The following is a 15,755-nucleotide window of genomic DNA, read 5'->3' on the forward strand; positions in this document are numbered from 1 at the left end:
AATAAGCGAACGGCAGCAGGCCTGGATGACATTTCATTCAGCCGGGGCTGTTCGCTTGCGTCCCTTGCCAGCGGGCGCGCGGCGAGCTCCGGCAGGTTTGCGCTTCTTTTTCCACGCCGGCGCCTTCGCCTGGCCCTCAATAGTGACGTTCAGGCCCTTGCATCGCTCCACCAGTTTGCTCATCCATGCCGACTGCCGCGCAAGGAACTCTTCCAGCGGCATCTCCCCGCTTTGCACCATGTCCAACGCCTGTTCCCAGATGGCCGTGGTACCGGGATCGGTGATCGCCCGGGGTACGGCGTCTACCAGGCTGCAACCGGCAGGTGTGGCCGCAAGCGCCTTGCCCGCCTTGGTAAGGTAGCCTCGGTCGAGCAACCCTTGAATGATGCCGGCACGCGTGGCCTCGGTACCGATGCCGGTGGTTTCCTTGAGCTTCTGTTTGAGCTTGGGGTCTTCCACCAGCCGGGCGACGTTCTTCATGGCGCTGATGAGGTCGCCTTCGGTGAAGGGCTTGGGCGGCTGGGTCCAGTTATTCTTTAGCTGCACGTCGCGCACCGGGCACTGATCGCGCCGGGCAAGCGGCGGCAGCGGTTGCGCCGGCTCGCGCCCTGGCTGCGCGGCGAGCGCTTCCGGCAAGGCGCGCTTCCAGCCCGGTTCGATCACCTGCTTGCCGGTAGCCAGCAGTGTTTCCCCGGCGCACTCGAAGGTGGCTCGGGTGCGGTCGTAGCTGTGCTCGAGCAGAAACTGCGCCAAGTACCGCGCGCGGATCAATGTGTATACCTGGCGGTGCCGCGGCGGCAGTTTGTCCAGGTTGGGCGCCACGGTGGTGGGAATGATGCCGTGGTGTGCAGAGACCTTGGCATCGTTCCAGGCCCGGGAACGCCGGCCAGGGTTGATGTGGTCGAACAGCGGCACGAGGGCGGGGTCTGCCCGCTTCAACCCGGCCAGTACCGCAGGGGCTTCGGCATGCTGGCTCATTGGGAGGTAGCCGCAATCGCTGCGGGGGTAAGTGATAGCCTTGTAGGTTTCGTACAAGGCCTGGGCGATGTCGAGCGTTTCCTGGGCGCCCAGCCCGAACTTGCGCGAGCACAGCTGTTGCAGTGTGCCCAGGTCGAACGGCAGTGGTGCCGTTTCCTTCATGCGCTCGGTGCGCACGTCTGTAACCTGGGCGCTGGGCGCGCTGGCCATCTTAGCCTTGGCGGCCTCGGCAATCGGCTGTTGCAGACAGCGGCCTTCTTCATCACACGCCGCCTTCGGCGCCTGCCATTGTGCGATGAAAACCTGCCGCGCGGCCTCCAGCTTCACGTCGATACCCCACCAGGCCACAGGCTGGAACGCTTCGATGCTGCGGTCGCGATCAACCACCAGGCGCAGGGTTGGGGTTTGCACCCGGCCAACGGGCAGTACGCCCTGATAGCCCGAGCGCTGACCGAGCAACGTGAACAGGCGGCTGAGGTTCATCCCGATCAGCCAATCGGCGCGGGACCGGCCAAGGGCGCAATGATACAGGCTGAAGGTGGAGGCGCCCGGGCGCAACGCTGCCAAGGCCTTTTGAATGGAGGCGTCGTCGAGCGCCGACAGCCATAGCCGCTGGATCGGCCCCCGGTACCGGCAGTGGTCGAGCAGCTCGCGGGCGATCATTTCTCCTTCGCGGTCTGCATCGGTGGCGATCACCACCTCACTGGCCTGGCCCAGCAACCGCTTCACCGCCTTGAACTGCGAGGCGGTCTTTGGCTTGACCTGCATGCGCCACTGCTCCGGCACGATGGGAAGATGCTCAAGGCGCCATTGCTTGTAGCGGGGGTCGTAGGCGTCGGGCGGGGCGGTTTCGAGCAGGTGCCCGATGCACCAGGTTACCGTAACCCCGGCGCCCGTCAGGCAGCCCTCACCCTTGCCTCGGACGCCGAGCGCCTTGGCGATATCCCGCGCCTGGGAAGGTTTTTCACACAAAAACAGCCGCATCACGTTTACCCATTGCCACACCCGCCAAGGATGGCCGGGGCAGCGGCGCGATGCAAGCGAATAAGTGTATATCTGTACAGTATGTTCAGCCGCGCTTGAGCTCGATCGGTACGGCGCCAGGCTCCATGCTTGCACGCATCAAGGTCACCGGAATGGACTTGGCCGCCGGTACCTTGCTCTTCTCGGCGTAATGCCATAAAGGCACCAACGGATTGCATTCTGGGTAGTACCCGCCGCAGCATCCGGCCGGGATGTCATACGCAAGGACTTGTAGCGGCCCCACCGTGCGCGGCACGTCGGTTTCCACTGCGGTAGTCACTTTCACCCAGGCTCCAGGGGCGAAGCCCAGGCGCGTGATGTCGTTGGTGTTCATAAGCAGCACCTTGCGGGTGCCCTTCACGCCACGAAAGCGGTCGTCGTAGCCATATATCGTAGTGTTGAACTGGTCGTTGCTGCGCAGCGTCATCAATTGCAACACGTCGCGGCGGCCCTCGCCGGCGTTCACATCGTCGTTAGTATCCAGGGTGGGCATGGTGGTGAATTGCGCCTTGCCGCTTTCGGTTTTCCATTGCCGTTGGGCAGCGGGGAGGGGGCGATGGAAGCCGCCGGGCTCGGCCATGCGCACTTCAAGGTCGTGGAAGGTTTCCGGGTAGACTGCCGCAATGGCCTCGCGAACCTTGCGGTAATCGCGTCGCCAAGCGGCCCAGTCCAGTTTCGGATTCGGCGGGAGGGTAGCCTGGGCGATGCCCGCGATAATCGCAGGTTCCGACAACAGGTCCTCGCTGGCCGGTTCGCTCTGGCCGCGCCAGCCGTGAATGCACCCCGTACTGTCTTCGGTCGCCCATTGCTGTTCCAAGCCGTCCTGGCGATCGATTTCGATACGCCCCAGGCAAGGCAGCAGCCACTGGCTCGCACCCGGCAGCAGGTGGCTGCGATTCAGTTTGGTAGCTACCTGTACGTTAAGCTCCAGGCGCTGCCACGCGGGCTCCATACGGGAGGTATCTGGCACGGCGCGCACGAAGTTGCCACCCAGGCCGATAAACCCCTTTACACGGCCGTCCAGCATGCCTTCGCAGGCATCCACGGTGCAAAAGCCTTTCTCGTCCGGCACCTTGATGCCCAGCACCTGCTCGATCAGCTCGCCAGGTACTTTCTTCGGGTCTTCGGTAATCCCCACCGTGCGCTGGCCCTGGACGTTGGAGTGCCCGCGCACGGGGCAGATCCCGGCGCCGGGCTTACCGATATTGCCTCGCAGCAACAGCAGGTTTACCAGCATCTGTACATTGGCTACGCCGTGGCGGTGCTGCGTGAGCCCCATCCCATACACGCCCATTACCCGCTCACTCCGGGCATACACCCTGGCAGCGGCTTCCATTGCGCCGCGGCCAAGGCCGGCGCGGCGTTCGAGCGTTTCCCAGGAGTAGCCGTCGATCTGGGCAATCAAGGCCTCGAAGCCGGTAGTGTGCTCGGCAATGAATGCGCGGTCTATCACACCGGGCTGGCCAGCCGCCAAAGCTTCGGCGTCCAACTCAAGCAGGGCTTTGATGATGCCCGCCATCGCAGCCAGGTCTCCGCCGATCGCGACCTGATGGTACTGCGTGCTGATAAGCGTGGACTCGGGCCCGAGCATTTCCACCGGGCTTTGTGGGTTCACAAACCGCTCGAGCCCACGTTCGCGCAGCGGGTTGAACGTGATGATCTGCGCGCCGCGCTTACGCGCTTCCTGTAAGGGGTGGAGCATCCGTGGGCTGTTGCTGCCCACGTTCTGTCCGAAGAAGAAAAAGCAATCGGTGTGCTCGAAATCCGCCAGGGTAACCGTGCCCACTGGCACGCCGATGCTCTCCTGCAGGCCCACCGACGTGCTTTCATGGCACATATTACTGCTGTCGGGCAGGTGGTTATTCCCATAGGCCCGCGCCAGCAGCTGATACATGAACGAGGCTTCCAGCGAGGCCCGCCCGGAGGCATAGAACACCACGCTTTCCCGAGGCAACCGTTTCAGGGTTTCACCAATCGCGGCGAAAGCGTCTTCCCATGCCACGGGCCGGTAGGTGTCGGTGGTGGCGTCGTAGCGAAGCGGGTGGGTGATGCGCCCCTGTTGCTCAAGGTCGTGGTCCGGCCAGGTGCGCAACTCGGTCAAGGTGTGCTTGCTGAAAAAATCCACGTCAGCACGCAGGGAGGTGAGCTCCCATGCGGTGGCCTTCGCCCCGTTCTCGCAAAACTCCAACGGGTGAGGCTTGCCGGGTTTGGCCCAGGCGCAGCTTACACAGGCGAAGCCGTCGGGCTTGTTCTGTTTGAGCAGCGCTGCCGGGCCCTTGCCCAGGGCCTTCTCGCGTAACAGGATGGCTGCCACCGACTGCGCCGAGCCCCAGCCGCCCGCAGCGTGGGTGTAAGGTTTGAAGCGGGCATGAGGGGGCAGGTGCATGATGGCGGCCTTCGCGAAGTCATATTCTGTTACGACTTTACGAAGCGGCCAAAGGTTCGGCCAGGTGGCCCGGTGGCCTGGCGCTCGATGAGCGGCCAGGCTAGCGGCTTGGCAGGATCAAGGGGCAGGGTTGGGATGACGGGTGTGAATCGCCTCGATGCCTGCGCGAACCTCGTCGGTAAGTTTCACCTCGATGCTGGCCAGGTTGCTGCGCAACTGCTCCAAGGTGGTAGCACCGATGATGTTGCTGGTCACGAACGGCTGTTCGGTCACGTATTGCAGCGCCATCTGGGCCGGGTCCAGGCCGTGCTGGCGAGCCAGGGCCACATAGGCTTCGGCGGCGGCTTCGGCTTGCGGGTTGTTATAGCGCTGGAAGCGTTCGAACAGGGTCAAGCGACCTGCCTCCGGGCGCGCGCCGCCCAGGTATTTGCCCGACAACACACCGAACGCCAGTGGCGAGTACGCCAGCAGGCCGATCTGCTCGCGCAGGGCGATCTCTGCCAGGCCCACTTCAAAACTGCGGTTGAGCAGGTTGTAAGGGTTCTGGATCGACACCGCCCGCGGCCAGCCGCGGGTTTCGGCCAGGTGGAGGAAGCGCTGGGTGCCCCATGGCGTTTCGTTGGACAGGCCGATATGGCGGACCTTGCCCGCTTTCACCGCCTCGTCGAGTACTTCGAGGGTTTCTTCGATGGGGGTGAACACGTCAGTCTCGTCGTGTTGGTACCCAAGCACACCGAAGAAGTTGGTTTTACGGTCGGGCCAGTGCAGTTGGTAGAGGTCCAGGTAATCGGTGTTCAGGCGCTTGAGCGAGGCGTCGAGGGCCGCGTTGATGTTCTTGCGGTCCAGCCGGGGGTTGCCGTCGCGGATATGGTCCATGCGGCCCGGGCCGGCCACCTTGCTGGCCAGTATCCAGTCGGCGCGGTCCCCGTGTTCGCGGAAATAGTTGCCGATGATCTGCTCGGTGCGGGTATAGGTTTCACCACGCGGCGGTACAGGGTACATCTCGGCCGTGTCCATGAAGGTCACGCCGGCATCTTTGGCCAGGCGAATCTGCTCGAACGCTTCGGCCTGGGTGTTCTGCTCGCCCCAGGTCATGGTGCCCAGCGCGATGGCGCTGACCTTGAGCCCGGTTTTCCCCAATACGCGATAGTGCATGAAAGCTCCTGTGTGCAAGCGGGCCTCGATGGCCCCGGAATATTGAACGGATGGTGCGTCACCTTCGTGCATTCGCCCGACCGGTGAGACAGATTGCCGCACGACTGTTCGTCGTAATGCCTAGCAGGCTAACTATTTGGCTACTTCTGGTTCGGTTATCATACAACCGCTGCGGCAGCCGCATGGCGGTCGACATCGCCCGTGCCGAGCCAATCCCGACGTATCCACATTCAGAGAGGTCTACCCAAACCATGGGGCGCCAAGTATTGCTCTACTTGACACATTTCTTCAAACGCCTGCAGGACATTTTCATGTCCCCGGCCCAGGATGAGGCCGAGCGCGGCACCTCCCCGCTGGCTGTGCTCACGATCGTTGTATTGGGCATGTACATTGCCGGTAGCCTGGGCTTCTTCGTGAAAACCCACTACTGGGATCACCTCACCGAGGCGCAGAAAGCCGTGGTGATCGAGTCGATGGCTTCTACCGAACAAACGCTGTAACCCCAGCGGCCCGTGCCGCCCGGCTGTACTACCCGCACTGCGGGCATCTCACAAGAACAAATTCAAACAGGTGGTTGGCGCTCGACGATATCGGTCTTCACAGGCTGATGCGCATCGGGACGGACGGTCTTTGTCTGCAATTCGGCACGCAGCTGAGGCAGGCATTGCGGAAATTCGTGGTTGATGAAGGTGATCAGCCGCTCGCGCATATGGCAGCGCGCGTCCCAATTGCGGGAAGAGTCCAGCGAGCTGAGCAATATCCGCAGCTGCATGGACTTTTCACTGGTATCGGTCACCTGAAGCACGCATACACGGCCATCCCACAGGTGAGGGATTTCCGCGCAGATGCGTTTCACTTCCTCGCGCAATACCTCCAGCGGGAGTGAGTAGTCGACCCACAGGAATACCGAGCCGATAAGGCTGGACGCGCTGCGGGTCCAGTTCTGGAAGGGTTTTTCAATAAAGTAGGTAAGCGGCACCACCAGCCGACGCTCATCCCAGATTTTCACCACCACGTAGCTGCCGGTGATTTCTTCGATTCGCCCCCATTCGCCTTCCACGATCACGACGTCGTCCAGGCGGATGGGCTGGGAAATGGCGATTTGCAGGCCGGCAATCAGGTTGCCCAATACTGGTTTGGCGGCAAAGCCCGCCGCCAGCCCTGCCAGCCCCGCCGAGGCGAGCAGGCTGGTACCGACCTGGCGCACCGCCGGGAAGCTCATCAGGATCAGGCCGCTGCCGAACAGGATGACCACCACATTCAAGCAACGCACCAGCACCCGCACCTGGGTCTGAATGCGCCGCGCGGTGAGGTTGTCTTCAATGTCCAGCGGGTTTCGGATGGCGATGGTATCCGCGACAGCCGCCACGCAACGTAAGCCCAGCCAGGTGAAGGCGATGACCACGAGCAGCCCGTTCACGTGACGCACGGTGTTGATCATCGGTAGGTCGTCGGGCGCCGAGGTCCATACCGATTGCAGCGCCAGCAATGGCATCAGCCATAGCGAAGGCGGCCGCGCCTTGGAGATCAACTGCTGGGCCAGCAACATGCGCCGGGCGATACGCTTGAGCACGGTGAGCCCAAGCCAGCGCACCACCAGCGTGAACAGCACGGCGGCCAGCGCCGCGATCAGCGTACTCAGCCAGGGCAGGGGGATGCGGTCCAGCCAGGATTCGGGAATCAGGTCCATTGGTACGCCTCGGGTAGCTTCAAACGATACCGACCCGAGGCGGGCCGGCGCGGTTCCCCCCCCCCGAGGTGTCTATTTAGCGGTTGCCAGCGGTTTGAGGCCCGTTACTGCGCTTGGAGGGGGCTTGGGCCACTACGCTTGCATTACGCCTCAAGCCGCGGCAGTTCATGACGCACAAGCACCCCTGCAACACGATCAGCGCCCAGGCTTGGCTGTGCACCCCCCATATGACCCACAGCAAGTTGCTGAGCAGAAACAGCCAGAACCCGGCCATGCGCCGCCGGGGCTGTTGCGAGCCTACCAGCCACGCAGCGACAACGGTGGCCAGCATCGCCGGCCACTGAATCCAGTCGACGTACAGCATTGCTCACTCCTGATCGTCGTCCTCGATCAGCGGAACGGTGGCATCGTCCATCTCCGAGCCCGGGTCTTCATTGAAAGGGTCGTTGAGCACCTTGGCATTGGCGGGCTTGGCGGGGTCGTTGACGAAGGGTACGCCACTGGGGCCTTGCTGCTCGGTGCCTTGGGTTTGCGGGTTCATGGTCAGCTCCTTTGCGGTGGGTGATAAATGACACACCTGCATAAGGGAGGCGATCGTCAGGCCAAAGGTTCCCGCCATTGCACCAGGTTGCCCTCCGGGTCATAGCCCTCGCAGGCGCGGAAGCCCGGGCCTACCCACTCGGCCTCTTCGCTTTCGACCCCCCCGCCCAGCATCGGGCTCAGGGTATGCACCAGTGCCAGCGAGGCCACGGGAAAGATCAGCTTGACCGGCACATCGGTACGCCGCAGGGGCGGGGAGGTAATGATCAGATTGTCCGCCACGATCTGCGGCAGCGCGTGCAATACCAGCATGTAGTGGGGCGATTCCAGCACGATGCGCCCTTCGGCGCGAACCTTGACCGGCAGCCCGGCGACCTGCGAGTAGAACGCCGCCATGCGCTCCAGGTCTTTGGCGAACAACAAGGCGCCGGCTTTGGGCAGTTCGGACATTACACGTCTCCGCAACAAGGTGCGTCACCCTAAGAGAGCCCGCACGCGCTGTCCAGTCTACCGCGCTGTACGAACTCTAGCGCGGCTGCGAGACTAGGTGCTTTTTCGAGGAAGGCTGCGCTCATGCAGAACCGCTTGGCTGTGCTGGTGGTCTCTACCTTCGGTGCTGTGGCCTGTGCCATGGCGGACGACACGGTGGTCGCGTGGCCGCCGGGGTGGCAGGTAGAGCCGATCCCCGCCGAGGCGGGCAGCGATGTGATACGCCAGCGCGCGGTGATGCTTGATGCCCGTGGCGACCCTGCCATGGTGGTAGAGCTTAGTCAAAGCCCGGTAGAGACAGGGCACGTGGTGAACGTGGCAGGGGTGGTGCTGGAAATGCGCAAGGCGGTACAAAAGAACTTTTCTCAAGGCGGCTATCAAAGTGCTTGCACGCGAGTCAAAGCCAGTAGCCTGAACGAGGTACCGGCGGCCGAAACCACTTGCACCATCACCCTCAATGGCGGGCATGTGATCACCCAGACACTGGTGGCGGCAGCCGGGGCGCGCAAGGCGTGGGCGCTGTCGTACGCGGGAACGCCCGCGGGATACCAGGCCAACGAAGGCGCGGTGCTGGAGATTCGCAACTCGTTGGTGCTGGACGCAGAACAATGACCGGGCCGGCACAGGAGCACGCCATGGCGCGATTCGAACACTTTGGGCCAAACCTGGTTGGCCGCGATTATGCGGTGGGGGACATTCACGGGCACTTCAGCCGCCTTGAGGCAACCCTGGACCGGGCGCGGTTCGATGCGTCGCGGGACCGTCTGTTCAGCGTGGACGACCTGGTAGACCGCGGCCCGGAAAGCCCGCGCGCGCTGGAGTGGCTGGAGCAGCCGTGGTTCCACGCGGTGCAGGGCAACCATGAAGTGCTCACTCGCCAGTTCGTGGACGGCGACCCGCAGCTCAACCCTCGTGATTACCTCAACAGCGGGGGCGCCTGGTTCATGCAAAGCCCGGTGGAAACCCAGCGGCTGTTCGCTGACCGCTTCGCCAGGTTACCCGTGGCGCTGGAAGTGGAAACCGCTCAGGGCCTGGTTGGGCTGGTGCACGCCCATTGCCCGTTTTCCAGCTGGACCACCCTGCGTGAATACCTGACCGGCGCCTTGCCGTATGCGATCGAGCTCGAGGAGGCCTTTCAATGGTCCCGCGCCCGGCTCAAGCAACGGGACGAAAGCGAGGTGCGAGACGTGCGCGCGGTGGTGGTAGGCCATACGCCGCTGCGCCGGCCGAGGCGCCTGGGGAACGTATGGCATATTGATACGGCTGGCTGGAGCGAGGGCTATTTCAGCCTGCTCGAATTGGGGCAATTGCGCGTGGTACAGGCGTGACCAGCTAATTCCAGCCAGGCCATTCTCTGGCTTACGCCAGGTCCTACACCGGTTGCGTGCAGGCGGGGTACACCTGATTCCTGCCCTGGGCCTTGGCGCGGTACAGCGCCGAATCCGCCGCCTCCACCAGTGCCTGAGGCCTTGGCGGCAATTCACGGTCGAACCATACGTACGCGCCGGCGCTCACCGTAACCATCCCGTACGGGCTGCCCGTATGAGGAATGCTCAACCCGCGTACGGCTTCGACCATACGTTCGGCCACGCGCACCGCACCGGCCAGGTCGCATTCGGGCAACAGCACGAGCAGCTCCTCGCCGCCATAACGCACCACCAGGTCGCCGGCACGCCCCACGCTCGCCACCACGGCTTGGCCCACATCGCGAATGCAGGCATCCCCCGCCGGGTGACCATAGATGTCGTTGTAAGCTTTGAAGTGATCGATATCCAGCATGATCACGCCCAACGGGCGGCCATTGCGCCGCGCGCGGCCGATCTCCATCGGCAGTGCCTGGTCCAGCTGGCGGCGGTTGGCCAGGCCCGTGAGGCTGTCTTGCATGGCCATCAGCTCCAGCGCGGCATGGGCATCGCGCAGCTCAGCTTCGGTTTGTGCCGTTTGCCGGATCTGCCGGATCAGCATCGCACCGAAAATGCCGGTGGCTGTCAGCAACAGAAGGATCACCATTGCCGTGCGCAGCATATTCTGCCGCCAGTTGGCCAGCAGGAAAGTCTTGGACTCGGCCGCCAGCACCACCAGCGGGTACTGGCTCACTGCCCGGTAGCCGTACAAGCGCTCTACGCCGTCTACCACGGAAGGCAGCATGCGGGTGCCAGCGGTGGCATTGGGCAATAGCTGGGAAAACACCACACCCTTGGCAATGCTGGTACCGATCAGTTGCTCGTCATAGGGGCGGCGCACCAGCACGGTGCCGTCGGCCAGTACCAGGTTTATTACCCCGTCGGGATCAAGGCTGTAGCTTTCGTAGAAGCGTTTGAAGTACTCGACCTTGATGGTTGCAAGTGCCACCCCGGCGAAGCGCCCGTCGCTGTCGTTGATACGGCGCGATAGTGTAATGATCAGGTCACCGGTGGAGCGGCTGCGGATCACCGGGCCCAGATGCGCGTTGAGGTTGTTATGGGTGCGGTGGTAAATGAAGTAATCGCGGTCAGCGTTATTGGCATTAGGTGGGTTGGCCTCGTTGGAACTGACCACCCAACGGCCGTCGCGGTCGTAAATGAACAGGCCGTGCAATTGCTCCAGGGAACCGGTGAGCCGCTTCATCAGCCGGTGCAGGCGCAGCCGTTGCAACTCGCCCGCGGTACCATCCACCTGGGCCCGCTCCACCATGCCGATCAACACGGTATCGGCTTCCTCGAACGTGTGGCCTGCGTGTTCGGCCAGCGACCGAGCCATGTTGGAGGCGTTGGTTTGCGCTGTGAGCAGTGCCTGGTGCCGAGAGGTCCAGCTTTGCCAGATGTCCAGCCCTACCAGGGACGACACAACGATCACGATCAGCATCAGCGCTACCGTGACCGGGCTCCTCTGGGCGAGGGGAAGAGGGGGGCGGCTATCAGGCATTCGCGCTCGCTGTACAGGTTCTGACTATGGGCAGGTCGCCCGACGAAGCCGGTGCGCTGCAAGCGAAGCCGGGGGCGGGACCGCTACAGCTGGGAGCGTAGCGGGTGACCGTCGGGGCGAATGATGACCGCCGCGCCGCCTGGCTGCAACAACAGGGCGTGTTTTCCCATGCAACGTTCGCCGTGCGCGGCACTCTGAACAGAATCCATTGCAACGGAAGGTAGCCCTATGACCACTCCTGATCCGGATTACGTGCGCTGGCTGGTGGAGCGTTCCATGCTCAATGCCGCCAAGCAGCGGGCCAAGCTGTATTCAGGGCAAGCACGGCTATGGCAGAGGCCCTTCGCCCAGGCCCGCCCACGGGACGCCTCGGCCATCGCTTCGGTGTGGTTCACGGCGTATCCCGCTTCCATCGTGACCCGTGAAGGGGGCTCGGTATTGCAGGCGCTGGGCGATGAAACCCTGTGGCATGCCTTGTCCGAGATCGGCATCCAGGGCATCCATAACGGCCCGTTGAAGTTGTCCGGCGGCCTGCGCGGGCGCACCCAGACGCCTACCATCGACGGTAACTTCGACCGCATCAGTTTCGATATCGACCCGGCCCTTGGGACCGAAGCGGAGCTTGTGGCCCTCGCGCGCCTGGCGGCAGCGCACAACGCGGTGGTGATCGAGGATGCCATCCCGTCTCACACCGGCAAGGGCGCGGACTATCGCCTGGCTGAAATGGCCTACGAGGAGTACCCGGGGCTGTTTCACATGGTGGAAATCCGCGAGGAAGACTGGGGCCTGCTGCCGGAAGTACCGCCGGGGCGCGATGCGGTGAACCTGCCGCCGGCGCTGGTGGATACCCTGCGCGACAAGCACTACATTGTTGGCCAGCTGCAACGGGTGATCTTCTTCGAGCCCGGCGTGAAGGAAACCGACTGGAGCGCCACGCCAGTGGTCACGGGTGTGGACGGCAAGGCGCGGCGCTGGGTGTACCTGCATTACTTCAAGGAAGGCCAGCCTTCATTGAATTGGCTGGACCCAAGCTTTGCGGCGCAGCAGATGATCATCGGCGACGCGTTGCATGCCATTGACGTGGTAGGGGCGCGCATTCTGAGGCTCGATGCCAACGGCTTCCTTGGCGTGGAACGCCGGCCGGAAGGCAATGCCTGGTCCGAAAGCCACCCGCTGTCGGTGAATGGCAACCAGTTGCTGGGCGGCGCGATACGCAAGGCGGGTGGTTTCAGCTTCCAGGAGTTGAACCTGACCATCGATGACATCGCGGCCATGTCCCATGGCGGTGCCGATCTGTCCTATGACTTCATCACCCGCCCGGCTTATCAACATGCTCTGTTGACCGGGCGCACCGAGTTCCTGCGGCTGATGCTCAAGGAAATGCACCGCTTCGGCATTGATCCGGCCTCGCTGATCCACGCCTTGCAGAACCACGATGAGCTTACCCTCGAACTGGTGCACTTCTGGACCCTGCACGCCCATGACCAGTTCATGTATCAGGGCCAGACCTTCCCGGGGAACATCCTGCGTGAGCACATTCGCGAAGAGATGTACGAACGCCTCGCGGGCGAACATGCGCCGTATAACCTCAAGTTCGTCACCAATGGAGTGTCTTGCACCACCGCCAGTATCATCACCGCCGCGCTGGGGATCCGCGACCTGGACACCCTCACTGACGAGGACGTGAAGCGTATCCAGCACATTCACCTGTTGCTGGTGATGTACAACGCCATGCAGCCAGGGGTGTTTGCTCTGTCGGGGTGGGACCTGGCCGGCGCATTGCCGGTGCCGCCGGACCAGGTGGCGCATTTGATGGGCGATGGCGACACCCGCTGGATTCATCGCGGCGCCTATGACCTGGTGGATCTGGACCCTGACGCCGAGGTTTCCGTGGGCGGCATGCCCAAGGCTCGCGCGTTGTACGGTAGCCTGGTAGAGCAATTGCAGCGCCCGGATTCGTTTGTTTCGCAGCTGAAGAAAATTCTCGCCGTACGCCGTGCCTATGACATTGCCGCCAGTAAGCAGATCATGGTGCCGGATACCGAGCACCCGTCGCTGCTGATCATGGTTCATGAGTTGCCCGCAGGCAAAGGTACCCAGATCACCGCGTTGAACTTCGGCAACGAAGCACTCGTGGAAACCCTCCACCTGCCTGGCATTGCGCCTGGCCCGGTGGTGGACATTATCAACGAGCGGGTTGAAGGGGACTTGAGCGAACACGGAGACTTCACCATCAGCCTCGACCCATACGAAGGCCTGGCGTTACGCGTGGTGAGCGCGTCGTTGCCGTTGTAGCCGATGCCCATGTAGCAGCCGCCCTTGGCCGCGACTGGCCGTGATCTGTATCAAGGCTAGTCGCGGCCAAGGCCTGCTGCTACACGGGGCGTATTACCTGATCTGCTCTTTCGCCAGCTTCACCACGTTCTCGACGGTAAAGCCAAACTGCGCCTGCAGCTTGCTGATGGGGGCGGAGGCGCCGAAGGTGTTCATCACCACTTTGGCGCCGGTGTTGCCCACATACCGGTCCCAACCCAAGGGGCCAGCCTGTTCGATGGCCACCCGGGCGGTAATCGCTGGCGGCAGTACGCTGTCCTTGTAGTCGGTGTCCTGCTCCTCGAACAATTCCCAGCACGGCATCGAAACCACGCGGCTGTCGATACCTTCAGCCTTGAGCTTGTCATGGGCTTCCACCGCCAGGCTCAGCTCGCTGCCAGTGGCCAGCAGAATCACTTTCGGGGACTCACTGTCGGCTAGCACGTAGGCGCCTTTCTCTACATTGTCCGCGCTGGCATAGCGCTCCCGATCAAGGGTAGGCAGCGGCTGCCGGCTGAGGATGATGCAGGAAGGACGATCAGTTTGCTTCAACGCGATCTTCCACGCCTGCGCGGTTTCGTTGGCATCGCCCGGGCGAAGTGTGAGCACGCCAGGGGTGGCGCGCAGTTGCGCCAATTGTTCGATCGGCTGATGGGTCGGCCCGTCTTCGCCCACGCCGATAGAGTCGTGGGTGAACACGAACACTACCGGCAGCTCCATGATCGAAGCCAGGCGGATTGGCGGCTTCATATAGTCGCTGAACACCAGGAACGTTGAGGTGTACGGCCGCAGGTAACACAAGGCCATGCCATTGGCGATGGCACCCATCGCGTGCTCGCGCACCCCGAAGTGCAGGTTTCGCCCGTTATAGCTGGCGGCCTGGAAGCTGCCGGCGCCTTCGAACGTGAGGTTGGTCTTGGTGGACGGGGACAGGTCGGCCGAACCGCCGAGCAGCCATGGGATTCGCTCGGCATAGGCATTGAGCACCTTACCGCCCGATTGCCGGCTGGCAACACCTTTGGCATCGGTCGGGAAGGGTTCGATAGACGCATCCCAGCCTTCAGGCATCTGGCCGGCCCGCATGCGCACCAGGTCATCGGCCAGCGTGGGCTGCTGGTTTTCCAGCGCCGCGAGCGCGGCTTCCCACGCGGAGTAAGCCGCTTGATTACGTTCGCGCAAGGTGGCTTGCAACCAGCCCTTGGCATCCTCGGGCACGCTGAACTGAGCGTCCGGGTCCCAGCCGTAGGCTTTCTTGGCCAGGCGGATTTCATCCTCGCCCAACGGCTCGCCGTGGGCAGCCGCGGAATTGTGCTTGTTGGGGGCGCCATAGCCGATCACGCTATCCACCACGATGAGCAGGGGTGCGTCGCTACCGCCTTCGAACTGCTCCAGCGCTTGGGAAAGGGCCGCCGTGTCGTTCGCATCGGTCACGTGCAGGGTGTTCCAGCCGTAGCCCTGGAAGCGAGTGATCACGTTCTCGCTGAACGCCAATTCTGTATGGCCTTCAATGCTGATGGTGTTGTTGTCGTAGATCCAGCACAGGTTGCCCAGCTTCAGGTGGCCTGCCAGGGAAGCGGCTTCACCGCTGATACCCTCCATCATGTCGCCGTCACCGCAAATGGCGAATACGCGATAGTCGAACAGCGTGCCGGCAGGGCGATTGAAACGTTCGCCAAGCCAGTGGCTGGCCATGGCCATGCCCACACTGTTGGCGCAGCCCTGGCCGAGCGGGCCAGTGGTGGTTTCTACGCCGGTGGTCATGCGGTATTCGGGGTGGCCAGGGGTTTTGGAGGACATCTGCCGGAACTGCTTGATGTCGTCCAGGCTCACTGCCGGTTCACCGGTGGGTTTGCCATCGGCGTCGATCTCCACCACACCGGCCAGGTGCAGGATCGAATACAGCAGCATCGAGGCGTGGCCGGCCGACAACACGAAGCGATCGCGGTTGGGCCAGTCGGGGTGATCGGGGTGGTAACGAAGGAAGCGGCTCCACAGCGTATACGCCACAGGCGCAAGGGCCATGGGCGTGCCGGGGTGACCCGAATTGGCCTTTTGCACGGCATCCATGCTCAAGGTACGGATGGTGTCGGTGCACAAGCGATCGCGCGCATCGCGGTCGGCGGCAGGGAGGGAGGAGGGTGCTTGCATGGTTGGGGGTCCTTGGTCGACAGAGAGTCGATTAGCGGACCGGCGCGCGGCCGGCTCCGTAACCGTGCTGGTTATGAAGCTGACCGCCGTAGCGCTGATGAGTTGCCTTGGGTTATGCGGTGTTCATGT

At 63.0% G+C, this 15,755-nt stretch carries 13 protein-coding genes; 4 read left to right on the top strand and 9 right to left on the bottom strand.

Translation table 11 applies throughout. The features are described 5' to 3' along the window. Window positions 1-33 precede the first annotated feature (33 nt). The 3 genes from LG385_RS08465 to LG385_RS08475 form a co-directional block, all read right to left on the bottom strand. Window positions 34-1,962, bottom strand: coding sequence for a DNA topoisomerase III (locus LG385_RS08465; RefSeq protein WP_225773899.1), 1,929 nt, complete (start codon window positions 1,960-1,962; stop codon window positions 34-36). 85 nt (window positions 1,963-2,047) lie between these two features. Then, a complete protein-coding gene (locus LG385_RS08470; RefSeq protein WP_225773900.1) occupies window positions 2,048-4,387 on the bottom strand; it encodes an FdhF/YdeP family oxidoreductase in 2,340 nt (779 codons plus the stop codon). 117 nt (window positions 4,388-4,504) lie between these two features. Then, window positions 4,505-5,542: an NADP(H)-dependent aldo-keto reductase gene (locus LG385_RS08475; RefSeq protein WP_225773901.1), complete on the bottom strand. Its 1,038-nt coding sequence runs from the start codon at window positions 5,540-5,542 to the stop codon at window positions 4,505-4,507. 311 nt (window positions 5,543-5,853) lie between these two features. On the opposite strand from LG385_RS08475, the gene LG385_RS08480 reads away from it, so the two are divergent. Further along, window positions 5,854-6,042, top strand: coding sequence for a hypothetical protein (locus LG385_RS08480; protein ID WP_225773902.1), 189 nt, complete (start codon window positions 5,854-5,856; stop codon window positions 6,040-6,042). A 62-nt stretch (window positions 6,043-6,104) separates the two neighbouring features. Here LG385_RS08480 and LG385_RS08485 read toward each other — a convergent pair whose 3' ends face one another. The 4 genes from LG385_RS08485 to LG385_RS08500 all read right to left on the bottom strand — a co-directional run bounded on the left by LG385_RS08485 (window position 6,105) and on the right by LG385_RS08500 (window position 8,222). After that, window positions 6,105-7,232, bottom strand: coding sequence for a mechanosensitive ion channel family protein (locus LG385_RS08485; protein ID WP_181111857.1), 1,128 nt, complete (start codon window positions 7,230-7,232; stop codon window positions 6,105-6,107). Window positions 7,233-7,308: 76 nt separating this feature from the next. Next, a complete protein-coding gene (locus tag LG385_RS08490; RefSeq protein ID WP_225773903.1) occupies window positions 7,309-7,596 on the bottom strand; it encodes a hypothetical protein in 288 nt (95 codons plus the stop codon). 3 nt (window positions 7,597-7,599) lie between these two features. Further along, entirely contained in the window at window positions 7,600-7,773 is a 174-nt protein-coding gene (locus LG385_RS08495; RefSeq protein ID WP_225773904.1) for a hypothetical protein, read from the bottom strand. Between the two features lie 56 nt (window positions 7,774-7,829). After that, window positions 7,830-8,222, bottom strand: coding sequence for a hypothetical protein (locus LG385_RS08500; protein ID WP_225773905.1), 393 nt, complete (start codon window positions 8,220-8,222; stop codon window positions 7,830-7,832). 123 nt (window positions 8,223-8,345) lie between these two features. On the opposite strand from LG385_RS08500, the gene LG385_RS08505 reads away from it, so the two are divergent. Both LG385_RS08505 and LG385_RS08510 read left to right on the top strand, forming a co-directional pair. After that, window positions 8,346-8,873, top strand: coding sequence for a DUF4946 domain-containing protein (locus LG385_RS08505; protein WP_225773906.1), 528 nt, complete (start codon window positions 8,346-8,348; stop codon window positions 8,871-8,873). A gap of 23 nt (window positions 8,874-8,896) precedes the next feature. Next, entirely contained in the window at window positions 8,897-9,589 is a 693-nt protein-coding gene (locus LG385_RS08510; RefSeq protein WP_225773907.1) for a metallophosphoesterase, read from the top strand. Between the two features lie 43 nt (window positions 9,590-9,632). Here LG385_RS08510 and LG385_RS08515 read toward each other — a convergent pair whose 3' ends face one another. Further along, a complete protein-coding gene (locus LG385_RS08515; RefSeq protein WP_225773908.1) occupies window positions 9,633-11,165 on the bottom strand; it encodes a diguanylate cyclase in 1,533 nt (510 codons plus the stop codon). A 228-nt stretch (window positions 11,166-11,393) separates the two neighbouring features. Here LG385_RS08515 and treS point away from each other — a divergent pair, with 228 nt between their 5' ends. Beyond that, window positions 11,394-13,460: a maltose alpha-D-glucosyltransferase gene (gene treS, locus LG385_RS08520; protein WP_225773909.1), complete on the top strand. Its 2,067-nt coding sequence runs from the start codon at window positions 11,394-11,396 to the stop codon at window positions 13,458-13,460. A 93-nt stretch (window positions 13,461-13,553) separates the two neighbouring features. On the opposite strand, the gene tkt is transcribed toward treS, so the two are convergent. After that, window positions 13,554-15,626: a transketolase gene (tkt, locus tag LG385_RS08525; RefSeq protein WP_225773910.1), complete on the bottom strand. Its 2,073-nt coding sequence runs from the start codon at window positions 15,624-15,626 to the stop codon at window positions 13,554-13,556. Window positions 15,627-15,755 lie beyond the last annotated feature (129 nt).

This window comes from Pseudomonas sp. Marseille-Q5115, from assembly GCF_916618905.1.
GTDB lineage: Bacteria > Pseudomonadota > Gammaproteobacteria > Pseudomonadales > Pseudomonadaceae > Aquipseudomonas > Aquipseudomonas japonica_A.

Bases quoted from the DNA above. Each gene is read 5' to 3' on its own strand.
- LG385_RS08465 (WP_225773899.1), bottom strand. From the start codon at position 1,962: ATGCGGCTGTTTTTGTGTGAAAAACCTTCCCAGGCGCGGGATATCGCC.
- LG385_RS08470 (WP_225773900.1), bottom strand. From the start codon at position 4,387: ATGCACCTGCCCCCTCATGCCCGCTTCAAACCTTACACCCACGCTGCG.
- LG385_RS08475 (WP_225773901.1), bottom strand. From the start codon at position 5,542: ATGCACTATCGCGTATTGGGGAAAACCGGGCTCAAGGTCAGCGCCATC.
- LG385_RS08480 (WP_225773902.1), top strand. From the start codon at position 5,854: ATGTCCCCGGCCCAGGATGAGGCCGAGCGCGGCACCTCCCCGCTGGCT.
- LG385_RS08485 (WP_181111857.1), bottom strand. From the start codon at position 7,232: ATGGACCTGATTCCCGAATCCTGGCTGGACCGCATCCCCCTGCCCTGG.
- LG385_RS08490 (WP_225773903.1), bottom strand. From the start codon at position 7,596: ATGCTGTACGTCGACTGGATTCAGTGGCCGGCGATGCTGGCCACCGTT.
- LG385_RS08495 (WP_225773904.1), bottom strand. From the start codon at position 7,773: ATGAACCCGCAAACCCAAGGCACCGAGCAGCAAGGCCCCAGTGGCGTA.
- LG385_RS08500 (WP_225773905.1), bottom strand. From the start codon at position 8,222: ATGTCCGAACTGCCCAAAGCCGGCGCCTTGTTGTTCGCCAAAGACCTG.
- LG385_RS08505 (WP_225773906.1), top strand. From the start codon at position 8,346: ATGCAGAACCGCTTGGCTGTGCTGGTGGTCTCTACCTTCGGTGCTGTG.
- LG385_RS08510 (WP_225773907.1), top strand. From the start codon at position 8,897: ATGGCGCGATTCGAACACTTTGGGCCAAACCTGGTTGGCCGCGATTAT.
- LG385_RS08515 (WP_225773908.1), bottom strand. From the start codon at position 11,165: ATGCCTGATAGCCGCCCCCCTCTTCCCCTCGCCCAGAGGAGCCCGGTC.
- treS (WP_225773909.1), top strand. From the start codon at position 11,394: ATGACCACTCCTGATCCGGATTACGTGCGCTGGCTGGTGGAGCGTTCC.
- tkt (WP_225773910.1), bottom strand. From the start codon at position 15,626: ATGCAAGCACCCTCCTCCCTCCCTGCCGCCGACCGCGATGCGCGCGAT.